The 16,137-nt window shown below is 42.6% G+C and carries 16 protein-coding genes; 5 read left to right on the plus strand and 11 right to left on the minus strand.

Annotated elements, in window-relative coordinates; genetic code table 11:
* Window positions 1-195: 195 nt before the first annotated feature.
* The 8 genes from NT178_04120 to NT178_04155 form a co-directional block, all read right to left on the minus strand.
* Window positions 196-1,797 carry a molybdopterin-dependent oxidoreductase gene (locus tag NT178_04120; GenBank protein MCX5811715.1) on the minus strand — a complete coding sequence of 534 codons (1,602 nt, stop codon included), beginning with the start codon at window positions 1,795-1,797 and terminating at the stop codon, window positions 196-198.
* A gap of 8 nt (window positions 1,798-1,805) precedes the next feature.
* The gene (locus NT178_04125; GenBank protein ID MCX5811716.1) at window positions 1,806-2,357 is read right to left on the minus strand and encodes a molybdopterin-dependent oxidoreductase; all 552 of its coding nucleotides are present in this window, start codon (window positions 2,355-2,357) and stop codon (window positions 1,806-1,808) included.
* On the minus strand, window positions 2,354-2,821 hold the full coding sequence (locus tag NT178_04130; protein MCX5811717.1) for a (2Fe-2S)-binding protein: 468 nt from the start codon (window positions 2,819-2,821) through the stop codon (window positions 2,354-2,356). The genes NT178_04125 and NT178_04130 overlap by 4 nt, the downstream gene beginning before the upstream one ends.
* A gap of 619 nt (window positions 2,822-3,440) precedes the next feature.
* Window positions 3,441-4,460, minus strand: a complete 1,020-nt coding sequence (locus NT178_04135; protein MCX5811718.1) for a thermonuclease family protein — start codon at window positions 4,458-4,460, stop codon at window positions 3,441-3,443.
* A 385-nt stretch (window positions 4,461-4,845) separates the two neighbouring features.
* The gene (locus NT178_04140) at window positions 4,846-6,441 is read right to left on the minus strand and encodes a hypothetical protein (GenBank protein ID MCX5811719.1); all 1,596 of its coding nucleotides are present in this window, start codon (window positions 6,439-6,441) and stop codon (window positions 4,846-4,848) included.
* Between the two features lie 13 nt (window positions 6,442-6,454).
* A complete protein-coding gene (locus NT178_04145; protein ID MCX5811720.1) occupies window positions 6,455-7,162 on the minus strand; it encodes a hypothetical protein in 708 nt (235 codons plus the stop codon).
* A 505-nt stretch (window positions 7,163-7,667) separates the two neighbouring features.
* Complete coding sequence (locus NT178_04150; protein ID MCX5811721.1) at window positions 7,668-8,876, minus strand: C45 family autoproteolytic acyltransferase/hydrolase; 1,209 nt, start codon at window positions 8,874-8,876, stop codon at window positions 7,668-7,670.
* A 97-nt stretch (window positions 8,877-8,973) separates the two neighbouring features.
* Window positions 8,974-10,128, minus strand: a complete 1,155-nt coding sequence (locus tag NT178_04155; GenBank protein MCX5811722.1) for a serine hydrolase — start codon at window positions 10,126-10,128, stop codon at window positions 8,974-8,976.
* 414 nt (window positions 10,129-10,542) lie between these two features.
* Here NT178_04155 and NT178_04160 point away from each other — a divergent pair, with 414 nt between their 5' ends.
* From NT178_04160 to NT178_04180, 5 genes are read left to right on the plus strand one after another with little or no spacing between them, the layout of a single operon-like run.
* Complete coding sequence (locus NT178_04160) at window positions 10,543-10,713, plus strand: hypothetical protein (GenBank protein ID MCX5811723.1); 171 nt, start codon at window positions 10,543-10,545, stop codon at window positions 10,711-10,713.
* 10 nt (window positions 10,714-10,723) lie between these two features.
* The gene (locus NT178_04165; GenBank protein ID MCX5811724.1) at window positions 10,724-11,296 is read left to right on the plus strand and encodes a flavin reductase family protein; all 573 of its coding nucleotides are present in this window, start codon (window positions 10,724-10,726) and stop codon (window positions 11,294-11,296) included.
* Window positions 11,296-11,931, plus strand: a complete 636-nt coding sequence (locus tag NT178_04170; protein ID MCX5811725.1) for a sulfite exporter TauE/SafE family protein — start codon at window positions 11,296-11,298, stop codon at window positions 11,929-11,931. The genes NT178_04165 and NT178_04170 overlap by 1 nt, the downstream gene beginning before the upstream one ends.
* Window positions 11,932-11,966: 35 nt before the next feature.
* Complete coding sequence (locus NT178_04175; protein MCX5811726.1) at window positions 11,967-13,100, plus strand: 4Fe-4S binding protein; 1,134 nt, start codon at window positions 11,967-11,969, stop codon at window positions 13,098-13,100.
* A gap of 14 nt (window positions 13,101-13,114) precedes the next feature.
* Window positions 13,115-13,567 carry a hypothetical protein gene (locus NT178_04180; GenBank protein MCX5811727.1) on the plus strand — a complete coding sequence of 151 codons (453 nt, stop codon included), beginning with the start codon at window positions 13,115-13,117 and terminating at the stop codon, window positions 13,565-13,567.
* Between the two features lie 279 nt (window positions 13,568-13,846).
* On the opposite strand, the gene NT178_04185 is transcribed toward NT178_04180, so the two are convergent.
* The 3 genes from NT178_04185 to panB all read right to left on the minus strand — a co-directional run bounded on the left by NT178_04185 (window position 13,847) and on the right by panB (window position 15,917).
* The gene (locus NT178_04185) at window positions 13,847-14,215 is read right to left on the minus strand and encodes an aspartate 1-decarboxylase (GenBank protein MCX5811728.1); all 369 of its coding nucleotides are present in this window, start codon (window positions 14,213-14,215) and stop codon (window positions 13,847-13,849) included.
* Window position 14,216: 1 nt separating this feature from the next.
* Complete coding sequence (panC, locus tag NT178_04190) at window positions 14,217-15,062, minus strand: pantoate--beta-alanine ligase (GenBank protein MCX5811729.1); 846 nt, start codon at window positions 15,060-15,062, stop codon at window positions 14,217-14,219.
* Between the two features lie 69 nt (window positions 15,063-15,131).
* Window positions 15,132-15,917 carry a 3-methyl-2-oxobutanoate hydroxymethyltransferase gene (panB, locus tag NT178_04195; GenBank protein ID MCX5811730.1) on the minus strand — a complete coding sequence of 262 codons (786 nt, stop codon included), beginning with the start codon at window positions 15,915-15,917 and terminating at the stop codon, window positions 15,132-15,134.
* Window positions 15,918-16,137 lie beyond the last annotated feature (220 nt).

A 16,137-nucleotide genomic window follows, 5' to 3' on the forward strand; every position in this document is an offset into this window, starting at 1 on the left:
TTTCCCGCGGGTAGTTCGTTTCAGCCTGAATTTCAGGAGAAAGTTTTAAAAGTGAAATTGTGCGGAACAAGGTAGGATAAGACTTTGCAGAGATTTTAACAATTTCATTCAATGTGAATGAAATTTCTTCCGGCAGGAACATTACCTTGGCCTTACAAAAGCATTCCTGCCGGAAGCGTATGATATACTGCTTTGCTATGCTCTTTTTTTAATCGCTTCCCGGACTGTCTCAGGATCAAGGGGCAAACGACGTATCCGAACGCCCGTGGCGTTGAAAAACGCATTTGCAACAGCCGGAGCGGCAGGGGGTATGCCGGGTTCGCCTATACCTCCTATTGTTTCCGTGCTCTTCACAATGTAGACCTCAATTTCAGGAACCTCACTCATTTTGATAAGCTTATAGTCATCGAAATTGGCTGACTGTGGACCGCCGTTCGCAAACTTGACCTGCTCCTTCAACGCGGTGCTCACACCCATGATCACGGCCCCTTCGATCTGAGCCGCTATGGTGTTCGGATTTATCACTTGACCGCAGTCCACGGCAACAACAACCCTGTCAACTTTTACAGCGCCATTCGCTTCATTCACGGATATCTCCGCGACTTGGGCTACAGAGGTTCCAAAACAAGTATGCTGGGCAATGCCGCGCCCCTTTCCCTTTGGCAGAGGCTTACCCCACCCTGCTTTCTCAGCCACCGTTTCGAGCACCCTCCTGGGACGCATGGTATTCTTCAAAAGCTGCAAACGGAATTCCAGGGGGTCCTTACCTGCTGCATTGGCCAGTTCGTCCACGAAGCACTCGGTAACAAAGGCGTTCGGGCCGTTCTGAACTGAACGCCATGGAGCAACGGGAATGGGTAGATCGGACATCAGGTATTCAATGTAGAGGTTCGGTATCTCATACATTATTCTGTTGTTGTCCGGAGAACCAGGAAAATCTGCGAGGCCCCATAAGCTCATGAAATCGACCCCGTTGATGATGCCTTTAGGGTTGATGGCTTTTAGAAGCGATGGAGTGACGACCTTGTGCGACCAGGCGGTCAGCTTGCCCTGACTGTCGAAGCCGGCTTCGATTTTCTGGCACGTTGCGGCACGATAAAAGTCATTCTTAATATCTTCTTCCCGTGTCCACACCATCTTCACGGGTTTTCCTGACACCTTAGAGGCGATGACTGCCTCCACCACAAAATCGGGGGCAGCCCGCCTGCCAAGACCGCACCCCATCAGCGTGGTGTGTATGTGGACCTTCTCAGGCGGTAACCCGGATACCTGCGAAGCAACGCCCTGCGCATCGGTCTGACCTTGCGTGGGAACCCAGACGTCGCAGCGGTCTTTTTGCACGTAAGCTGTACAGTTCATGGGTTCCATGGTGGCATGAGCAACATAGGGTACAAAATACGTAGCCTCGAACTTCTTTGAAGCATTCCCCAGGGCCTTCTTGACATCCCCTGAATTCGCGGCAACAGCCCCCTGTTTGGCAAGGTCCTCCGTGAATTGCTTTTCTACGGAAGCATTATTCAGGTCGGGATGGGATCCTTTGTCCCACTTCACCTTGAGGGCATCGCGGCCTTTCCATCCCGCATACAGCGATTCCGCGCAGACGGCGATGCCGAAAGGCGTAGGAAAGACGGCCTTTACCCCTTTGACTCCCTCTGCCGCCTTCTGATCATAGGAGGCTGGTTTCGCACCATAAGCCGGCGGACGAGCGATAACACCATAGAGCATACCGGGAACATTCACATCGAGTCCATAAACCCCCGTGCCGGCAACTGCATCTGGTATGTCCAGACGGGGCATGCTCTTCCCTATGTACTTGAACTGACTCTCCTGTTTAAGAGTAGGCTCCTTGGGCAGAGGAACCTGAGACGCTGCCTTGCAAAGCTTTCCATAAGCGAGTTTGCGACCGCTCTTTTTATGCAGACCTTCCATGTCCGGGCAGCAGCCATTATGAGCATCATCCTTCCCGCTGCCCCCGCTTTGCGCATAGGCTCATAAAATCCTCTGACGCTCGCACTCCCCACAGTGAGCTGAGACTTGTAGATGAAGGGATTTTTGAACGCGTCGGCAGCAGGCGCCTGCCGTACACGAATCTTACTCCATTCCGCCTCCAATTCATCTGCCACCATCATGGCCAGGGCAGTTCTGATTCCCTGCCCCATTTCTGAATTAGGTATAGTGATAGTTACCAGGTTGTCTGGCGTGATTTCAAGCCATACATTTGGTGTAAATGCTCCTTTCTTGGCTTCTGCAGCATTCAGGAGTGTATATCCGAAGGGTGTAATGGAAGCCACTATGGTCAATCCTGCTGTAGCCAGAGTGCCTTTCAGAAAATCACGACGTGAAATGGATGATTTCATGATATCTTGCCCTCCTTTCTAACGATTTCCACAGCTTTCTTTATGCCTTTCTTCATCCGCGGATACGATCCACACCTGCAGAGCACATCGTCCATGGCGCGCACGATCTTTTCCGGATTGGGGTTCGGACTCTCCGCAATAAGTGCGGCGACCTGCATCATCACTCCGGGCTGGCAGTAACCGCATTGAGGAACCTGCTCTTGTATCCATGCCCTTATTACTGGATGATTTTTCGAGAGCCCTTCGATGGTAGTAATGTTCTTCCCCTGCACGTCTCCAACCGGGATAGAACAGGATCTCTGCGACTTACCGTCGATATGCACGGTACATGAACCACATTCCCCGATACCACAACCGAACTTGGTCCCCATAAGTTTGAGGTTGTCCCTGATGACCCAAAGGAGTGGTGTGTCTGGAGGTACATCTACAGTGCACTTCTTTCCGTTGACTAAAAAAGAAATCATATTAACCCCCTTTTATTGTTTTTTGTGAAACGCTGCGTTTCGCAATTTTTGTATAGCCCCTAATTTGCCAACTAACTCCAAGTGCCTAAAACATCATTCTGGTTTCACCCAAGTCAAACTGCATATGATCTCTGTAAAGATTTTCTATGGATGTACTAGGTATTTGCGATCCTTGAGACGACGGCATGTCACACATTTTTGATTTTACTGATAACTTTTCCATCACTAAAGGTTTAGGTATGATTACAAAATTGCAACATAAACAAACTGGTCTGGATATCCCACATATGAGCTTTTGATTCCTCCGACTTTACTTTTAATTATACTCTAACTCCACAAATCTGCAACAAGAAATTAAATAAAATCGCTTTATTTCCATATGTAACATATAACACTGCAAACATTAACGAAGAGGAAAAACAACATCATGGATGGGGACTTATGGGGATTGGATAAAGGGGATAAAGGGACGGCTCTTAAAAAAATAAGAAACTTTGACGCTATTTCTCTACGTTATAAATTTTATTTACTTTTTAAAGAATGTCTCGTCCCCCTCTCCCTGCAAAAAACAAGACCTGACCCCCAGTCTTTCAATTTATTTGGATTCCACGCTTCGAATCTATTTTTTGTTTTTTTTAATTTCAAGAACCTGATCAACTTTGTCGATAAATATCTGGTCAAATAGTTTTTTATCTTTACTCCATTTATGAACCTCGCAAAACATTTCATCATCGAGCAGATACTTGAGCATATTCTCATATAACTGCCAATATTCTTTTGCAAATTTATCATCAAGTTTGAAGTGACGTGAGTATAAGGTCACGTATGTCCTACATAAGTGGCCGTAGTATAATTCAAAAAAAATATATTGTTTGAGCATATCATCTGAAGCATTCTGAAGATAGGGATCATCCATTTTATAGTAATTTCTTAATGCACTATCTTTCAGCATAAGCTTGTCAAGTTCATAAAACTCCTTTTCCGACTCTAAGAAAAGAGAGTGCATTTGTATCTGCTTAGTAAGTCGTAATTGTTTCCCAGCAAAATATATTGTATATAAACCAAACATAACAAGAAGTATATTGAATATGCTAAGGATAAAAGTCCATTTATCGAGCGTCAACTTATAAAAATCAAAAAAGGTGTGGTTATATTCTAACCTCCACAATCCTATCGCCCTCTCCTTGGCTTCTCGCTCAAGGTTCTTGAATTTCTCTAAATATTTGGAAGGATACTTTGCTTGTACAAAACCATACCCATATCTAACGACCTCCTCATTTACAGATGTCTTGCTATCCATAGATGATCTGGCGTCTTCTAAATAAACATAGGCAAGCAAATGACCAGAATCGTCCTTTTTCACAGAATCATATTCAAGTCTTACCCTCTTCCCTAAAACCATCTTTTCCAAGAAGCTCAAAGATTCTTTTCCAATGTAATCCAGTGGTTTGATAGGATAACTGGTTTCAGGTGTACCAATACCGATCAGTTTCACCATGATTTGTTTGCCGCTCATTTCGACGATGATTGTATGTCCATCCACAACGCCGATACATTCAAAATAATCAGAAGCAGATACGGTAGCGCTTAGTAATAAAAATACAAAAAAATAAAGACTTGTTCTATGACTCAATTTCATATAATAACACCTGTGTTATTTCTGATCTTAGCATTACAATTCATTTCAACATACCGATATAATTACTCTAAAACAGATGCAACATGAGTTTGCCATGCATATAACGGCGATATATGCACAATTTGCATATGCACTTTAACTAAGTTGACACTTATCTTCATGAAGTTGTTTATTTTTTATCCTTATAATTAAATTTTATCAAATAAATGTCAATATGAATTTGCAAAAGCTCCATTACCAATTGAAAACTACACAAGTTCGGCATATGGTCTTTTGATTTTGATCGTGAATTACGAAACTAAATGTTGGTTTTGTAAAGAGCTCCATGGGTGCAAATAGCAAGACCTGCCCCCAGCTTCTTTCCGAGTGCAGCGCCTTGTTCGCATCATCCTGATAGATATTCGAAAACGACAGACGTCGCTTCATTTTTGATGTATCTGGATCTTACTTTACCCACGTAATAAGCTCTTTGTATGGTTTCCTCGGAGGCGGTCAACACGTCACGAATTTTTGTTAGAGATAGACCGATTAACGATTCAATCAACCAGTGGGGTAAATCAAGAAACTCAACAGATTTATCTAATTGTTCCTGGATTGCTTCGTTAATTACCAAGTCGTTGAAATCATCAAAATTATCAGTCATCGAATTATAAGAATCATGATTTGCTCCATATTCCGTCATTCTCTTTATTGTTGTATTTTTTACAATGTCGCTACCAGTTGCAGAAGGCCTATTTTCAAGAGCTAACAAACAACCTAAATTAACACTATATCTGGCGCCAAGCTCACTTCTTGTCGCTTTCATCGCATCAGAGTGCAAAGTTATAATACCTGTATAACAAAGCAGACCTAATGCTCTCTTTATGCGCTCTGGTGCATCTCTATGAATCCAAAAGAAACATGACGTTTTTTTATCGCCTTTAAGATATGAATCATTTTTTTCTTTAATTTCTGGAAGGGCTATATTTTCAATAAAATTCCTTCCCCAATCAATGAAACCTCTAAACCCAGAGTATTTAACTGCCAATAAAGAGTGTTCCTCCCAAATATCGTTTTTATAGAATTCTTTGATTACTGAATCGACATCCCTAGATGATACCGATAATGCTCTCCCCAATGTTTTTAGTAACAACCTAGGATTTCCATTCGCAGCATAAGCAAGAATTGCAAAATTCTCTCCGTTTTTAGCAATATTGGCCATCTGTGTGCTGTCAGATTGTTTTTCAACGATATTTCTCATTATCTCGACATATCCTGCCGATCTTGGGTTTCTCTCGAGATTGATAAATACAGCATCATGGATCGGCTGGAAGTAATTTCCGAATGAGGTAACACCAGGATAAACCGCAGCATTACAGTTTATATATGGACTATTCAAATCTCGATAGATGCTAAAAAACTGCCTTTGTTGCGCTGGACGAAGGATATGTGCAGCCTCATCAATATAGACATTGATGTTTTCTATTCCAGTTTCCTCGCAAATGTCCTCAATAAAATCCTTAAACTCATCAATTGTAGGTAATTTTGATACATCGATATCATTATTAACACGTGATTCCCAAGAATTTTCGAATTCAACAATAAGCTTGCTTAAATATTTCTCGTCATCCGCCGAGTCCTTAGCTTCAAGTGTCACATTTGGCACGACAATACCTGCTTTTTTTAGACTTCGAACAATAGCTGAACAGAGTCTAGCCAACATCCAATGATAAAACTGAATTTCAGACCCAAGCTGAAGTACGGCCCCTTGTGTAAGTGATATGTAAACGGGAAGAACTCTATTTTGTTCAAACTGATTCTTTAACTCTGCTTCAGCGACACGCATCAGAAATGACTTGCCTACACCTCGACTGCCAACCAAAATCATCGGAGTTTCACTCTTCAAACGATCTACAATTTTTCGATCCTCATTTGTTTCAACAAAATAGTCTAATATTTTAGCCGGCTTTATGTTTTCAGTTCGAATCTTAAAATCAGCCATACATACCCCCTAATTACAGAAAAAGAAGGTTGAACCCTTCTATTCCACAAAGTTCATCTCGCGCCATATCCTCTAACTTATGAATATTCACCCCATCAATATCCTTAGCGAAACGCATAAAAAGCAAAAATAGGGCTACAAATTTACTTGTCTCCATAAACTCTAGCCATTTAGATAACATTTCTAGGTTAAACTCGATTTGACTGGGAATTATTCTTATTTTATCGAAGTTTCCGTGAACAAACTCTGATGACTCTCTATATAATTTAGAAACAATAGCTAAAACATGAGCACCTTCATCATCTATTTCTGGATAAAATGCCCTAATAAAATTTTTTGAAAAAATGCCGTTTTCTTTATCAGTAATTACACCCCAAGAGACATCTCTCAATCCTAATTTCCAATGACGAAGATAAAGTTCATTAGTAGACAGATAAATGAATCTGCACATCTGCTCAATAAAGTATCTATGCGCGGTAAACGCATAACGATATTGACCACAAACTGCAGCTTGAAAACCCAACTGATACTCTTTAATTGCGCTTACCAAGATTGTCGTATCTGTTCGAAATTCAAGCATTGATTGCCAAAGAGTTAAATCTTCAACAAACTGAAATAAGCTTGACAGTAATGATTCATGTTTTGAATCAAAAGAAAGCGCAACTACTTCACTAAATATTGTATTTAGGCTTAGAAAGTATTCTTTGCATACATTCTTCATATCAATGTTTGTATCAACAAGCTAACCATAATAATTACATAATTTTAGGAAACAGAAGGTGGATGTTCGTGAGATATGGACATTTGATACCCCTCCGGCACTGCCTGCTGCCTCCTGTACAGAATCTATTGTGCTCTATATCGTATGAAATTTCAAGAAGAAATTTCTCTCTGGGGGGGCCATCGGGGACGTTGGTAACTTCCGTAACTTTCTTGATTTTCCCGCCCATGAATCCATTCCCCTGCAATTGTGAACAAACTTAAAGAATAAAATCGCCCATCCGATAATCAAATGCCAATTGAAATCCTCACATTTTTGAAAATTGTTCAGGTTGAGGAGGAAAAAAGCAGTGCCTCTGGCAAAAACCACGAAGTGCGACTTTCAGGAAGGAGGCGAGCCATCAATTAGGACTACAATAAAGTAAATATCCCGGATTTATCAACGGGAAAACAGGTTATTTCTCAACAGCCATCTTTCAGCGAGATTTTGTCTCCACAACCTCTGCCTATTGAAGCCTCTTAAAATATTTTTTGAGATCAATCTCTTCCCATTCCGAATACCCTGGTGCCTTAAGCCACATTCTCGTCTCTGCCGGTACAGCCACAACCTGATAGATCGTCCTGACAATTCCTTCGTCCGGAAACGTCGCGCCTCCTTTGGGGATCGTGGTATCGAATATCTGCATCATGGCCTGCGGGGTTATCTTGCCTTTTAATGACTGCCCAAGGCGCAGCAGGTTCTTCCTTCTTGTATTGGTGTATCCTATCCCTTCATTTTTTTTATTGAAGTAGGGCACTTTGTATTTCTTCCATGACGGGTCAATGAAGTCGTTTGTTGCGGAGATGAGGCCCTTGTCCTCCCTTCGTACCGTTCTGAATGTTGCCCATTCATAGATAACACTTTTCTCAGGTGTAGAAACGTTCATGATCAACCCGGCTTGCGGGCGTGTCGTCTGGAAGAACAGGTCCATGTCTTTCATCGATGAGGCGCTGAATAAAGAGGAAAGAAGTACGTTATTGGTGTTTTGTCTGTCCACGAAGACTTTCTTGTCCGATACCTGTCCATTCTGGAGTTCCAGGAATATACCCTTACTGTTAAAGGCGGTCTGGTAAAAGAGCCCACCCACATAATCGATATGAGCAACAGAGTGGCCGTATCCTTCAGGGTTCCATACCAGAACGTTCAGGTATTTTGAATATTTTCCGAGGTTTTTCGTTGGCAGGTCCAGGTTCCGGCCTACCACAAGAGGCCCTCCGCCCGTATAATCCGCCCAGGCTGACAGGCTGCTGCAACCTGCTTCAAGAAGAATCGGAAGAATTGCCGTCATTATCCTTGTTTTTTCGGTATTGAGCCCATTGGTTTCTGCAACACCATCGATAAATTCCTTAAACATTTGGGGCATGGAGGCATAGTATCCGTCGGCAATCTTCTTCAGGTCAGCAGAGGTTGCTTCAGGTCTTTTCAATATGTTCTCGTCAAAAACTTCCCGGTAAAGTGCCTGAATTTGTTCACTCAAAAGATTGCCGTACTGCCTGCCCATTTGCTGAAAATTGCCATGGAGTTCTGCGATATAGAACTTTCCGCGGGGAGATAAATAAAGTTTACCGCCCTCGAATGATTTTACCGGGGGTTGATCAGTTTCATTATTTGCATAGCCGGGTATTATCGAAGCAAGAAACAAGACAACAGCCAAAAAGTATTGTATATAGTTCATGGGTAGCCCTCCTTGATCCGGAATGATCTAAATATTTGGGTAATAATTATATAATTCAAGCGATTTATATTAACATATTGATTTAAAAAGCAATGTTTTATTTAACAATTTCGAATAACTGCAAAGACATTGGCAGCGGGCAATCGATCATCTTGAAGCCCTTTAGTTTTTCGCCGACGGCCGGGCTCATCATGTCGAGATTCGCGGTGATGGCTATGAATATGCCTCTGTCTTTAAAATAAAGGAATTGTGATTTGAATCCGGATATTGAACCGGCCTTTCCCGGAACGGTCTGGCCGTCAGGTGCTATAAGGGTTTCGAGACAATAGCCGTATGTAATGCCAATAGGGCCGGGGATTATATAGTCCCGGCCGTCGTTCAATTTAGTGGTCGCGAACATTTCGTCGATAGATTCTTTTTTAAGGATTTTTCCGGGCCGGAAGGCGTCCTTGAGTTTAAGAATGTCGGTCACCTTCGATACGATGCCGCCGCTTCCAAAGGGGGCGAGAGTGCTGGCGTATTCGGCGTTTTGTGTTTTATTGTCCACGGTCATATATCCCGATGCCCGCTTCGGGACTATGATACGGTTGCTGACGAATATCGTGTGCGTCATTCCGAGAGGACCGGCAATATTTTTCTGAAGAAAATCATTATACGTCATTCCGGATACTTTTTCGACTATTATCGCAAGAAGGATGCATCCGGAGTTGCTGTACTGCGCGTTCGTGCCGGGCTCGAAATCGAGTTTCAGGGGCTTCAATATCGCCACAATCTCCTCGGGTTTCCAGTCCTTCATCTGGTTCGAGCAAAACGGTTCAACGGCGGTTATGGACTTGATCCCGGAAGTATGCTGCATGAGGTTTTTGATTGTTACCTTTTCCCAGGCAACGCAATCAGGGAAATACTTCGTGATTTTATCGTTTACATCGAGTTTCCACTGTTCTTTCAATAACATTATCGCGATGGCGGTATGGGTTTTATAAAGCGAGCCGATCGGGAATATCGTGTCTTTTTCGACAGGAGCGTTGTATTCGATATTTGCTTTTCCGTAGTATTTTTCGATGACTTTGCCGTCCGGCATCGAAATTGCTATAGCCAGGCCGGGTATCTTCATATTATCCATGTATAACGCGGCCATCTCGTCGATCATCTTTCCGGCATCTTTTTTGGAATCTTCAGCTAAAACATGATTGACTGATAAAAGTATGATAAGCAATACGATAATTCCTGAAATAATTTTAAATTTTTTCACTTTAACTGCCTCCTAATATAAAACGCATTGATAAATACGGCATATTATCTTTGAATTTATGCGCCTTGATGACTTAACATGTGCTCACCGCCTCCAACATAGAACCAAATTGTGTTACAATTCACTCAGGATTTCAAGCAAATATTTCTTAACTGTACCGTTGAATATTAGCTAAAGCCCTGGAGCTCAACCAATTTTGTTACCCGGAAAATAGCCGGACAATCTTAATTCATAGCTTCAGACAAAAATCGCGCAGCTTTGTTTGCTTTTCCGGTTCTTCATCAATTTCACAAAATTCACTGTGGGCAGGATATACTTGCCGTGCCTGAAATTTGCTGTGGCCCGGGCTGCACAACTCGCATCTGTGTAAAGTATTTAAATTTATTCCATTTTGTGACATAATATTCGACTATCATGGAAGACGACAAAAAAATATCGGTTAAACAAAAAACGCCTGAGAATCTAATTAGATACAACCCTGATAAGCCTCTCTATGAAAGACGGCATCTGTGCATTTATTTGAGGGAGCTATTGGATGAGGCCGAAAAAGAATCGGAAGAGATAAACCATGAAAAACAGCAGTAGGAGGATATGAATGAAGCAATCTCTTGGTGCAAAAACCGTTGTTTATCCGGCGCCTGTTTTTGTTGTCGGGACTTATGATAAAACAGGAAGGGCAAACGCCATGACTGTTGCCTGGGGAGGTATTTGCTGCTCCGAGCCGCCCTGCGCCGCAATTTCCTTGAGAAAGGCTACCCATACATACGGCAACATTTTGGAACGCAAGGCCTTTACCATCAACATACCTTCCGAGGCCTATGTGAGAGAAGCGGATTACTTCGGTATTGCAACCGGGAAGAAGATTGATAAGCTGTCCGCAGCAGGACTCACCCCTGTTAAGAGCAGTCTTGTAGACGCCCCCTGCATCGAGGAGTTCCCTTTTGTCCTTGAGTGCAAATTAATCCATACAATTGAATTGGGTTTACATACCCAGTTTATCGGGGAAATACTTGATATCAAAGCCGATGAATCAGTCATTGGAAAAGATGGATACATTGATATTGAAAAAGTAAGACCGATTATCTATGCCCCTGAGATGCGCAAGTACTTCGGTATAGGCAGGTATCTTGGAAAGGCATTCTCTATAGGCAAAAAGATGCGTGATTAATGCAGGGTTTTCTTCTGGGACTCAGTAACGGGCTGGTATGTGTTGCCTATTGTGCCCCTGTCCTTGTGCCTTATATGCTGGGGGAAGGCAGGGGGGTGTTTCAAAACATCTTTTTGACCGCACAGTTTCTTACCGGTAGGCTTCTCGGTTATCTTGTTTTCGGTGTAATTGCCTGGGGGATTAATAAAACCGTTATAGAAACGCTCGGTTACAGGGAATTGATTATCGGTGGGGCTTATATTGTCCTGTCTGTATCCCTGATTGTATATAGCTTTTTTAATATAAGGGCATCCTGTGCAGCAGAATATATCAACAGACATTTTTATAAAATAAAGGTCTTGCGGCCGTCACTGCTACCGGTTGTTATGGGATTAGCCACAGGTTTGAATTTCTGCCCGCCCTTTCTCCTTGCCATTACCAATGCCGTAGCTGTGGGGAGTCTCCTTCACAGTCTCCTGTTCTTTTTTATGTTCTTTCTCGGAACCTCCCTGTTTTTTATACCTGCGCCTATTATAGGTGCGCTACGGGGTTTCCCCGTGCTTGGCATTATAGGAAAGATGGCGGCAGGCTTGATAGGTCTCTATTATTTTTATGCTGGTATTTTTTTAATTATTGGTGGTATAAAGAACATATGACAAACAAATTCAATAACGTAGAATCATCTGCGCGTATGAGTGTTACAAAAGCACTGCTGCTTGCCCTTCCTATGATGCTTCTCACCTTCATGATGCTTTCAGCCGGGAAAATACCTGCTGATCCGAAGAGACTCATTGCCCTGGTAATCACCTTTATTTTTGTAAATACAATCTTTTTTCTGATGCTCTACAGAGAAAAAACCGATAAATATCGTGCCGTATTGTTTATTACCTATGCGGTCTGCTTTGTAATTTCCTTTATTTCAGAACTTATCGAGATCCGGGGCAGTATGGCAATATCACAGGAAAACCTGCTCTTATGCAAAACGCCTTTTTGCCATATTGTAATACCCTTGACGATAATCCCCCTGGCATTGTCAAAAACCATCATATTTCCCGGAACAATGATAGGCAGTTTTGCCTCCATTGCAAGCATGCTAATCATCTGGATCGGGGCAACCCTTGCCCTTGGCCGGGGTTTCTGCGGGTGGGGATGCTTTTTCGGCGGACTTGATGACGGCTTTTCAAGGATATTCAGAAAGCCCATTATAAAGCATGTCAACCCTAAATGGCACTACCTCCCCTTTGCGGTGCTCCTTGTGACAGCATTGACCTCTGCCATGCTTCTAACGCCGACATATTGCGAATGGTTGTGCCCTTACAAGACTGTTACGGAATATGTCGAGGTTACCTCAACAAAGATTTTTATACAAACAATAATATTTGTTGCCCTCTTTTTGGGTCTTGTTATTGCATTGCCGATACTGACAAGGAAAAGAACACAGTGCGGTCTTTTTTGTCCCTTCGGTGCCTTTCAGTCCTTTACAAATAAAATTAACCCCTTTGAGATAAGGATCAACCAGGAAGTGTGTGTTAAGTGTAAACGCTGCATCCAGGTCTGCCCTATCTTCTCAATGACCGAAGAGACCATGGAAAAGGGCAAAACCCGTTTTACCTGCATCAAATGCGGGAAATGTGTTGATAACTGCCCTAAAGGGGCGCTTTATTTTCACGTGAAAGGCACATCTTTAACAGGAAGCGCCGCCACTTACCGTCTGCTCTTCCTATACCCAGCCTTTCTCTTCCTCATAACAATAGCAGGCGGCAATATTCAGGACGCGATCATACGGATTATTAAACTTATCACAACAGGAAGCATGATTTTGTGATGAAAGGATGATAAATGGGCAGGCTTAAATCTATTCTCGGATATACAACAGCTATACTCGCCTTCTTTGTTGTCCTTGCCACATTCATGGGTAACAATTACTTCAGCTCAAAGCTTGTCTCAACAACAGGGATTAAGGTTTCTCCACGATTTACCGGCGGAGAGGTTGTAAAGACCGTTGATCATAATACATATAAAACCTTGATCCATCGTCCTGTTTTTGATGGTCTCATGTGGGAACGCAAAGACGGTTTTATCCAGATAAACTGGGAACGTCAAAACGGCTGGCCCCAGATTATTGAAGAAAAAACAGACTATACCGGAGATAATATAGATGATTTTTTTATAAGAATTGAGACAAAAACCTGTAAGGCTACGCTTACATCATATAACCTTTCCGTTGTAGGGGTTGAAAAAACCTATGTTTTAAAATCAGGTTGTGCGGTAAGGGTTCTTCTAAAAAAATAATATATGCATATTTGACAAACCCGTAAAAAAATCAAAACCTTACAAGTTTGTCATCCTAAGTAAAAACAAATAAACTAAAATTATCAGAAATGCTACGGAACAGAAGTTCTCAGGCATGACAAAACAGGCAGTCGTGAAGCTTGTTTGTACCTTATTCCATTTTCAAATCAAAGATGAAATTAAGGCGGCAAGGAAGAGGTGACGGAGGCGTACATAAACAGTACGCCGAGGAGCCGATGACGAAGCCAACGATGATAGCGCTTTGATTTGAAAATGGAATTAATTTACCAGTCTTAACTGGTCTTTTATCCTGTTAAGATCATCTGCATACACTTTTTTCGGCTTAAAAACTGCAAGCTCCTTTTCGTCGTAATTTGCATATGTGACTATGATGATAATATCGCCTTTCCTTGCCTTATGGGCTGCTGCACCATTTAAACAGATCACTCCGGAGTTTTTTTCTCCCTTTATTGCATATGTGGCAAAACGTTCGCCGTTTGTAACATTGTAGATATGTACCTGCTCGTATGGTATGATCTCGGCCGCTTCCATCAGCGTTTCATCAATCGTAATGCTTCCTTCATAATCAAGGTTGCTTTCGGTGACCCTTGCTCTATGGATTTTTGATTTCATCATAGTTTTTAACATGTCAAGCCTCCGTCAAAATAGTGTTGTCAATGAGCCTTGTCTTACCTACACGGCAGGCAATGGCCAGTACTGCTTTATTTTCTATCCGGTCTATTTCAATAAGTGTTTCAGCATCGGATATGGTTACATATTCAATCTGTACACCTTCTTCTGAGCTTAAAATTTGTTTTATCTCCTCTATGAGAACAGAAACATTCCTCTGTCCGGCCTTAAAAAGACCTTCAACCTTTTTCATCGATGCATATATGAGCAATGCCTTTTTCCGTTCAGCAGGGCTTAAGTAAGTGTTTCTCGAACTCATGGCAAGACCGTCCGGTTCTCTGACTGTAGGGTAGGGGACAATCTTCAGATCCATATTGAGATCCCTCACCATCCTCTCGATAACTTTCAACTGCTGGTAGTCTTTCTGTCCGAATACTGCAAAGTGCGGCTTGACGATATTGAAAAGTTTTGCAACAACTGTAGCAACACCGATAAAATGGCCCATCCTTATCTTTCCGCAGAGGTGGTCTTCCAGTTCCCTGACCTGTATATAGGTGGAATACCTCTCAGGATACATCTCCTTTACGTCCGGGAAGAATATGATGTCGGTATGTTCCCGGTCAAGGAGGTCTCTGTCCCGTTCAAAATCTCTCGGATATTTGGCAAGGTCTTCAGATGGCCCGAACTGAGTGGGATTGACAAAGATGCTGGCCACAACAATATCGCTGACCTCCTTTGCCTTCCTTATAAGAGAGAGATGACCTTCATGAAGATAGCCCATAGTGGGCACTAAACCGATTTTTCTATCCTTCCGGAGCTCATCGGCAACTTCCTGCATCTCTTTTACTGTCTCGATAATCCTCATATTAATATCCTGATCATTAACAATTCATAGCAGCAAAAACAAATTCCGCAACTTAATAAATTTCTCAAATCAATGAAAAGAGTGGTCATCATCCGGAAATATGCCCCCTCTTACCTCCTCAATATATTCTTTTATCCCTTTTTCAACTTCTTCTCTCATGTTCAGGTAGCTCTTAACGAATTTTGGTCTGAAATCGCCGAGTATGCCCAGAAGGTCGTGCAAAACAAGCACCTGTCCGTCACAATCCGGGCCGGCGCCTATGCCTATTGTCGGGATGGACAACATCTCTGTAATCTTTTTTGAAATATCTCTCGGTATGCATTCCAGAACAACCGAAAAAGCACCCGCTTCTTCCACAGCCAGCGCGTCGGCGATGATCCTCTCCTCTTCCTTCTGCACCTTGTAGCCGCCCATACGGTGCACAGACTGCGGTGTAAGCCCCACATGCCCCATGACAGGAATATCTATATCAACTATGGCTTTTATGACTTCCTTCATCCCGACGCCGCCCTCCAACTTTACTGCCTCGGCGCCGCTTTCTTTTATCATCCTTCCGGCATTGCGCCTTGCCTGTTCCACGCTTTCCTGGTATGACATAAAAGGCATATCTATGACAACAAGGGCATTTTTCGTGGCCTTTACAACAGGTTTTGTGTGATGAATCATCTCTTCAATTGTTACCGGTATTGTGTTGGGATAACCGAGCATGACTGAGCCAACAGAATCGCCTACGAGGATTATATCAATTCCTGCATTATCCATTATGCTCGCAAAGACATAATCGTAAGCGGTGAGCATGGCAAGTTTGTCCTTGCCCTTTCTCCCTCTTACTACCGGAACAGTCACATTTTCCATTCAGCCTCCTAAATAAAAAAGCCCTCTGAACTCGGTTCAGAAGGCTTAGAATTATTCCATTTCCTTCCGTCTCGGTCCAGGGTCTGGATCCAAGCGGTATGTGACATTATTGAAACAATATTTCAGGGCAATGTCAATATATATTTATAAAAGATAAAAAATGCTGGGGGTTGACGGCTAATTTTCTCTAATGCTTGAACAGCCTCTGGCCGGCAAAAAC

The organism is Pseudomonadota bacterium (genome assembly GCA_026388255.1).
Lineage (GTDB): Bacteria > Desulfobacterota > Syntrophorhabdia > Syntrophorhabdales > Syntrophorhabdaceae > JAPLKB01.

Excerpts from the sequence above, each read along its gene's own strand:
- NT178_04120 (MCX5811715.1), bottom strand. The coding sequence starts at position 1,797 with ATGCCCCGTCTGGACATACCAGATGCAGTTGCCGGCACGGGGGTTTAT.
- NT178_04125 (MCX5811716.1), bottom strand. The coding sequence starts at position 2,357 with ATGAAATCATCCATTTCACGTCGTGATTTTCTGAAAGGCACTCTGGCT.
- NT178_04130 (MCX5811717.1), bottom strand. The coding sequence starts at position 2,821 with ATGATTTCTTTTTTAGTCAACGGAAAGAAGTGCACTGTAGATGTACCT.
- NT178_04135 (MCX5811718.1), bottom strand. The coding sequence starts at position 4,460 with ATGAAATTGAGTCATAGAACAAGTCTTTATTTTTTTGTATTTTTATTA.
- NT178_04140 (MCX5811719.1), bottom strand. The coding sequence starts at position 6,441 with ATGGCTGATTTTAAGATTCGAACTGAAAACATAAAGCCGGCTAAAATA.
- NT178_04145 (MCX5811720.1), bottom strand. The coding sequence starts at position 7,162 with ATGAAGAATGTATGCAAAGAATACTTTCTAAGCCTAAATACAATATTT.
- NT178_04150 (MCX5811721.1), bottom strand. The coding sequence starts at position 8,876 with ATGAACTATATACAATACTTTTTGGCTGTTGTCTTGTTTCTTGCTTCG.
- NT178_04160 (MCX5811723.1), top strand. The coding sequence starts at position 10,543 with ATGGAAGACGACAAAAAAATATCGGTTAAACAAAAAACGCCTGAGAAT.
- NT178_04165 (MCX5811724.1), top strand. The coding sequence starts at position 10,724 with ATGAAGCAATCTCTTGGTGCAAAAACCGTTGTTTATCCGGCGCCTGTT.
- NT178_04170 (MCX5811725.1), top strand. The coding sequence starts at position 11,296 with ATGCAGGGTTTTCTTCTGGGACTCAGTAACGGGCTGGTATGTGTTGCC.
- NT178_04175 (MCX5811726.1), top strand. The coding sequence starts at position 11,967 with ATGAGTGTTACAAAAGCACTGCTGCTTGCCCTTCCTATGATGCTTCTC.
- NT178_04180 (MCX5811727.1), top strand. The coding sequence starts at position 13,115 with ATGGGCAGGCTTAAATCTATTCTCGGATATACAACAGCTATACTCGCC.
- NT178_04185 (MCX5811728.1), bottom strand. The coding sequence starts at position 14,215 with ATGTTAAAAACTATGATGAAATCAAAAATCCATAGAGCAAGGGTCACC.
- panC (MCX5811729.1), bottom strand. The coding sequence starts at position 15,062 with ATGAGGATTATCGAGACAGTAAAAGAGATGCAGGAAGTTGCCGATGAG.
- panB (MCX5811730.1), bottom strand. The coding sequence starts at position 15,917 with ATGGAAAATGTGACTGTTCCGGTAGTAAGAGGGAGAAAGGGCAAGGAC.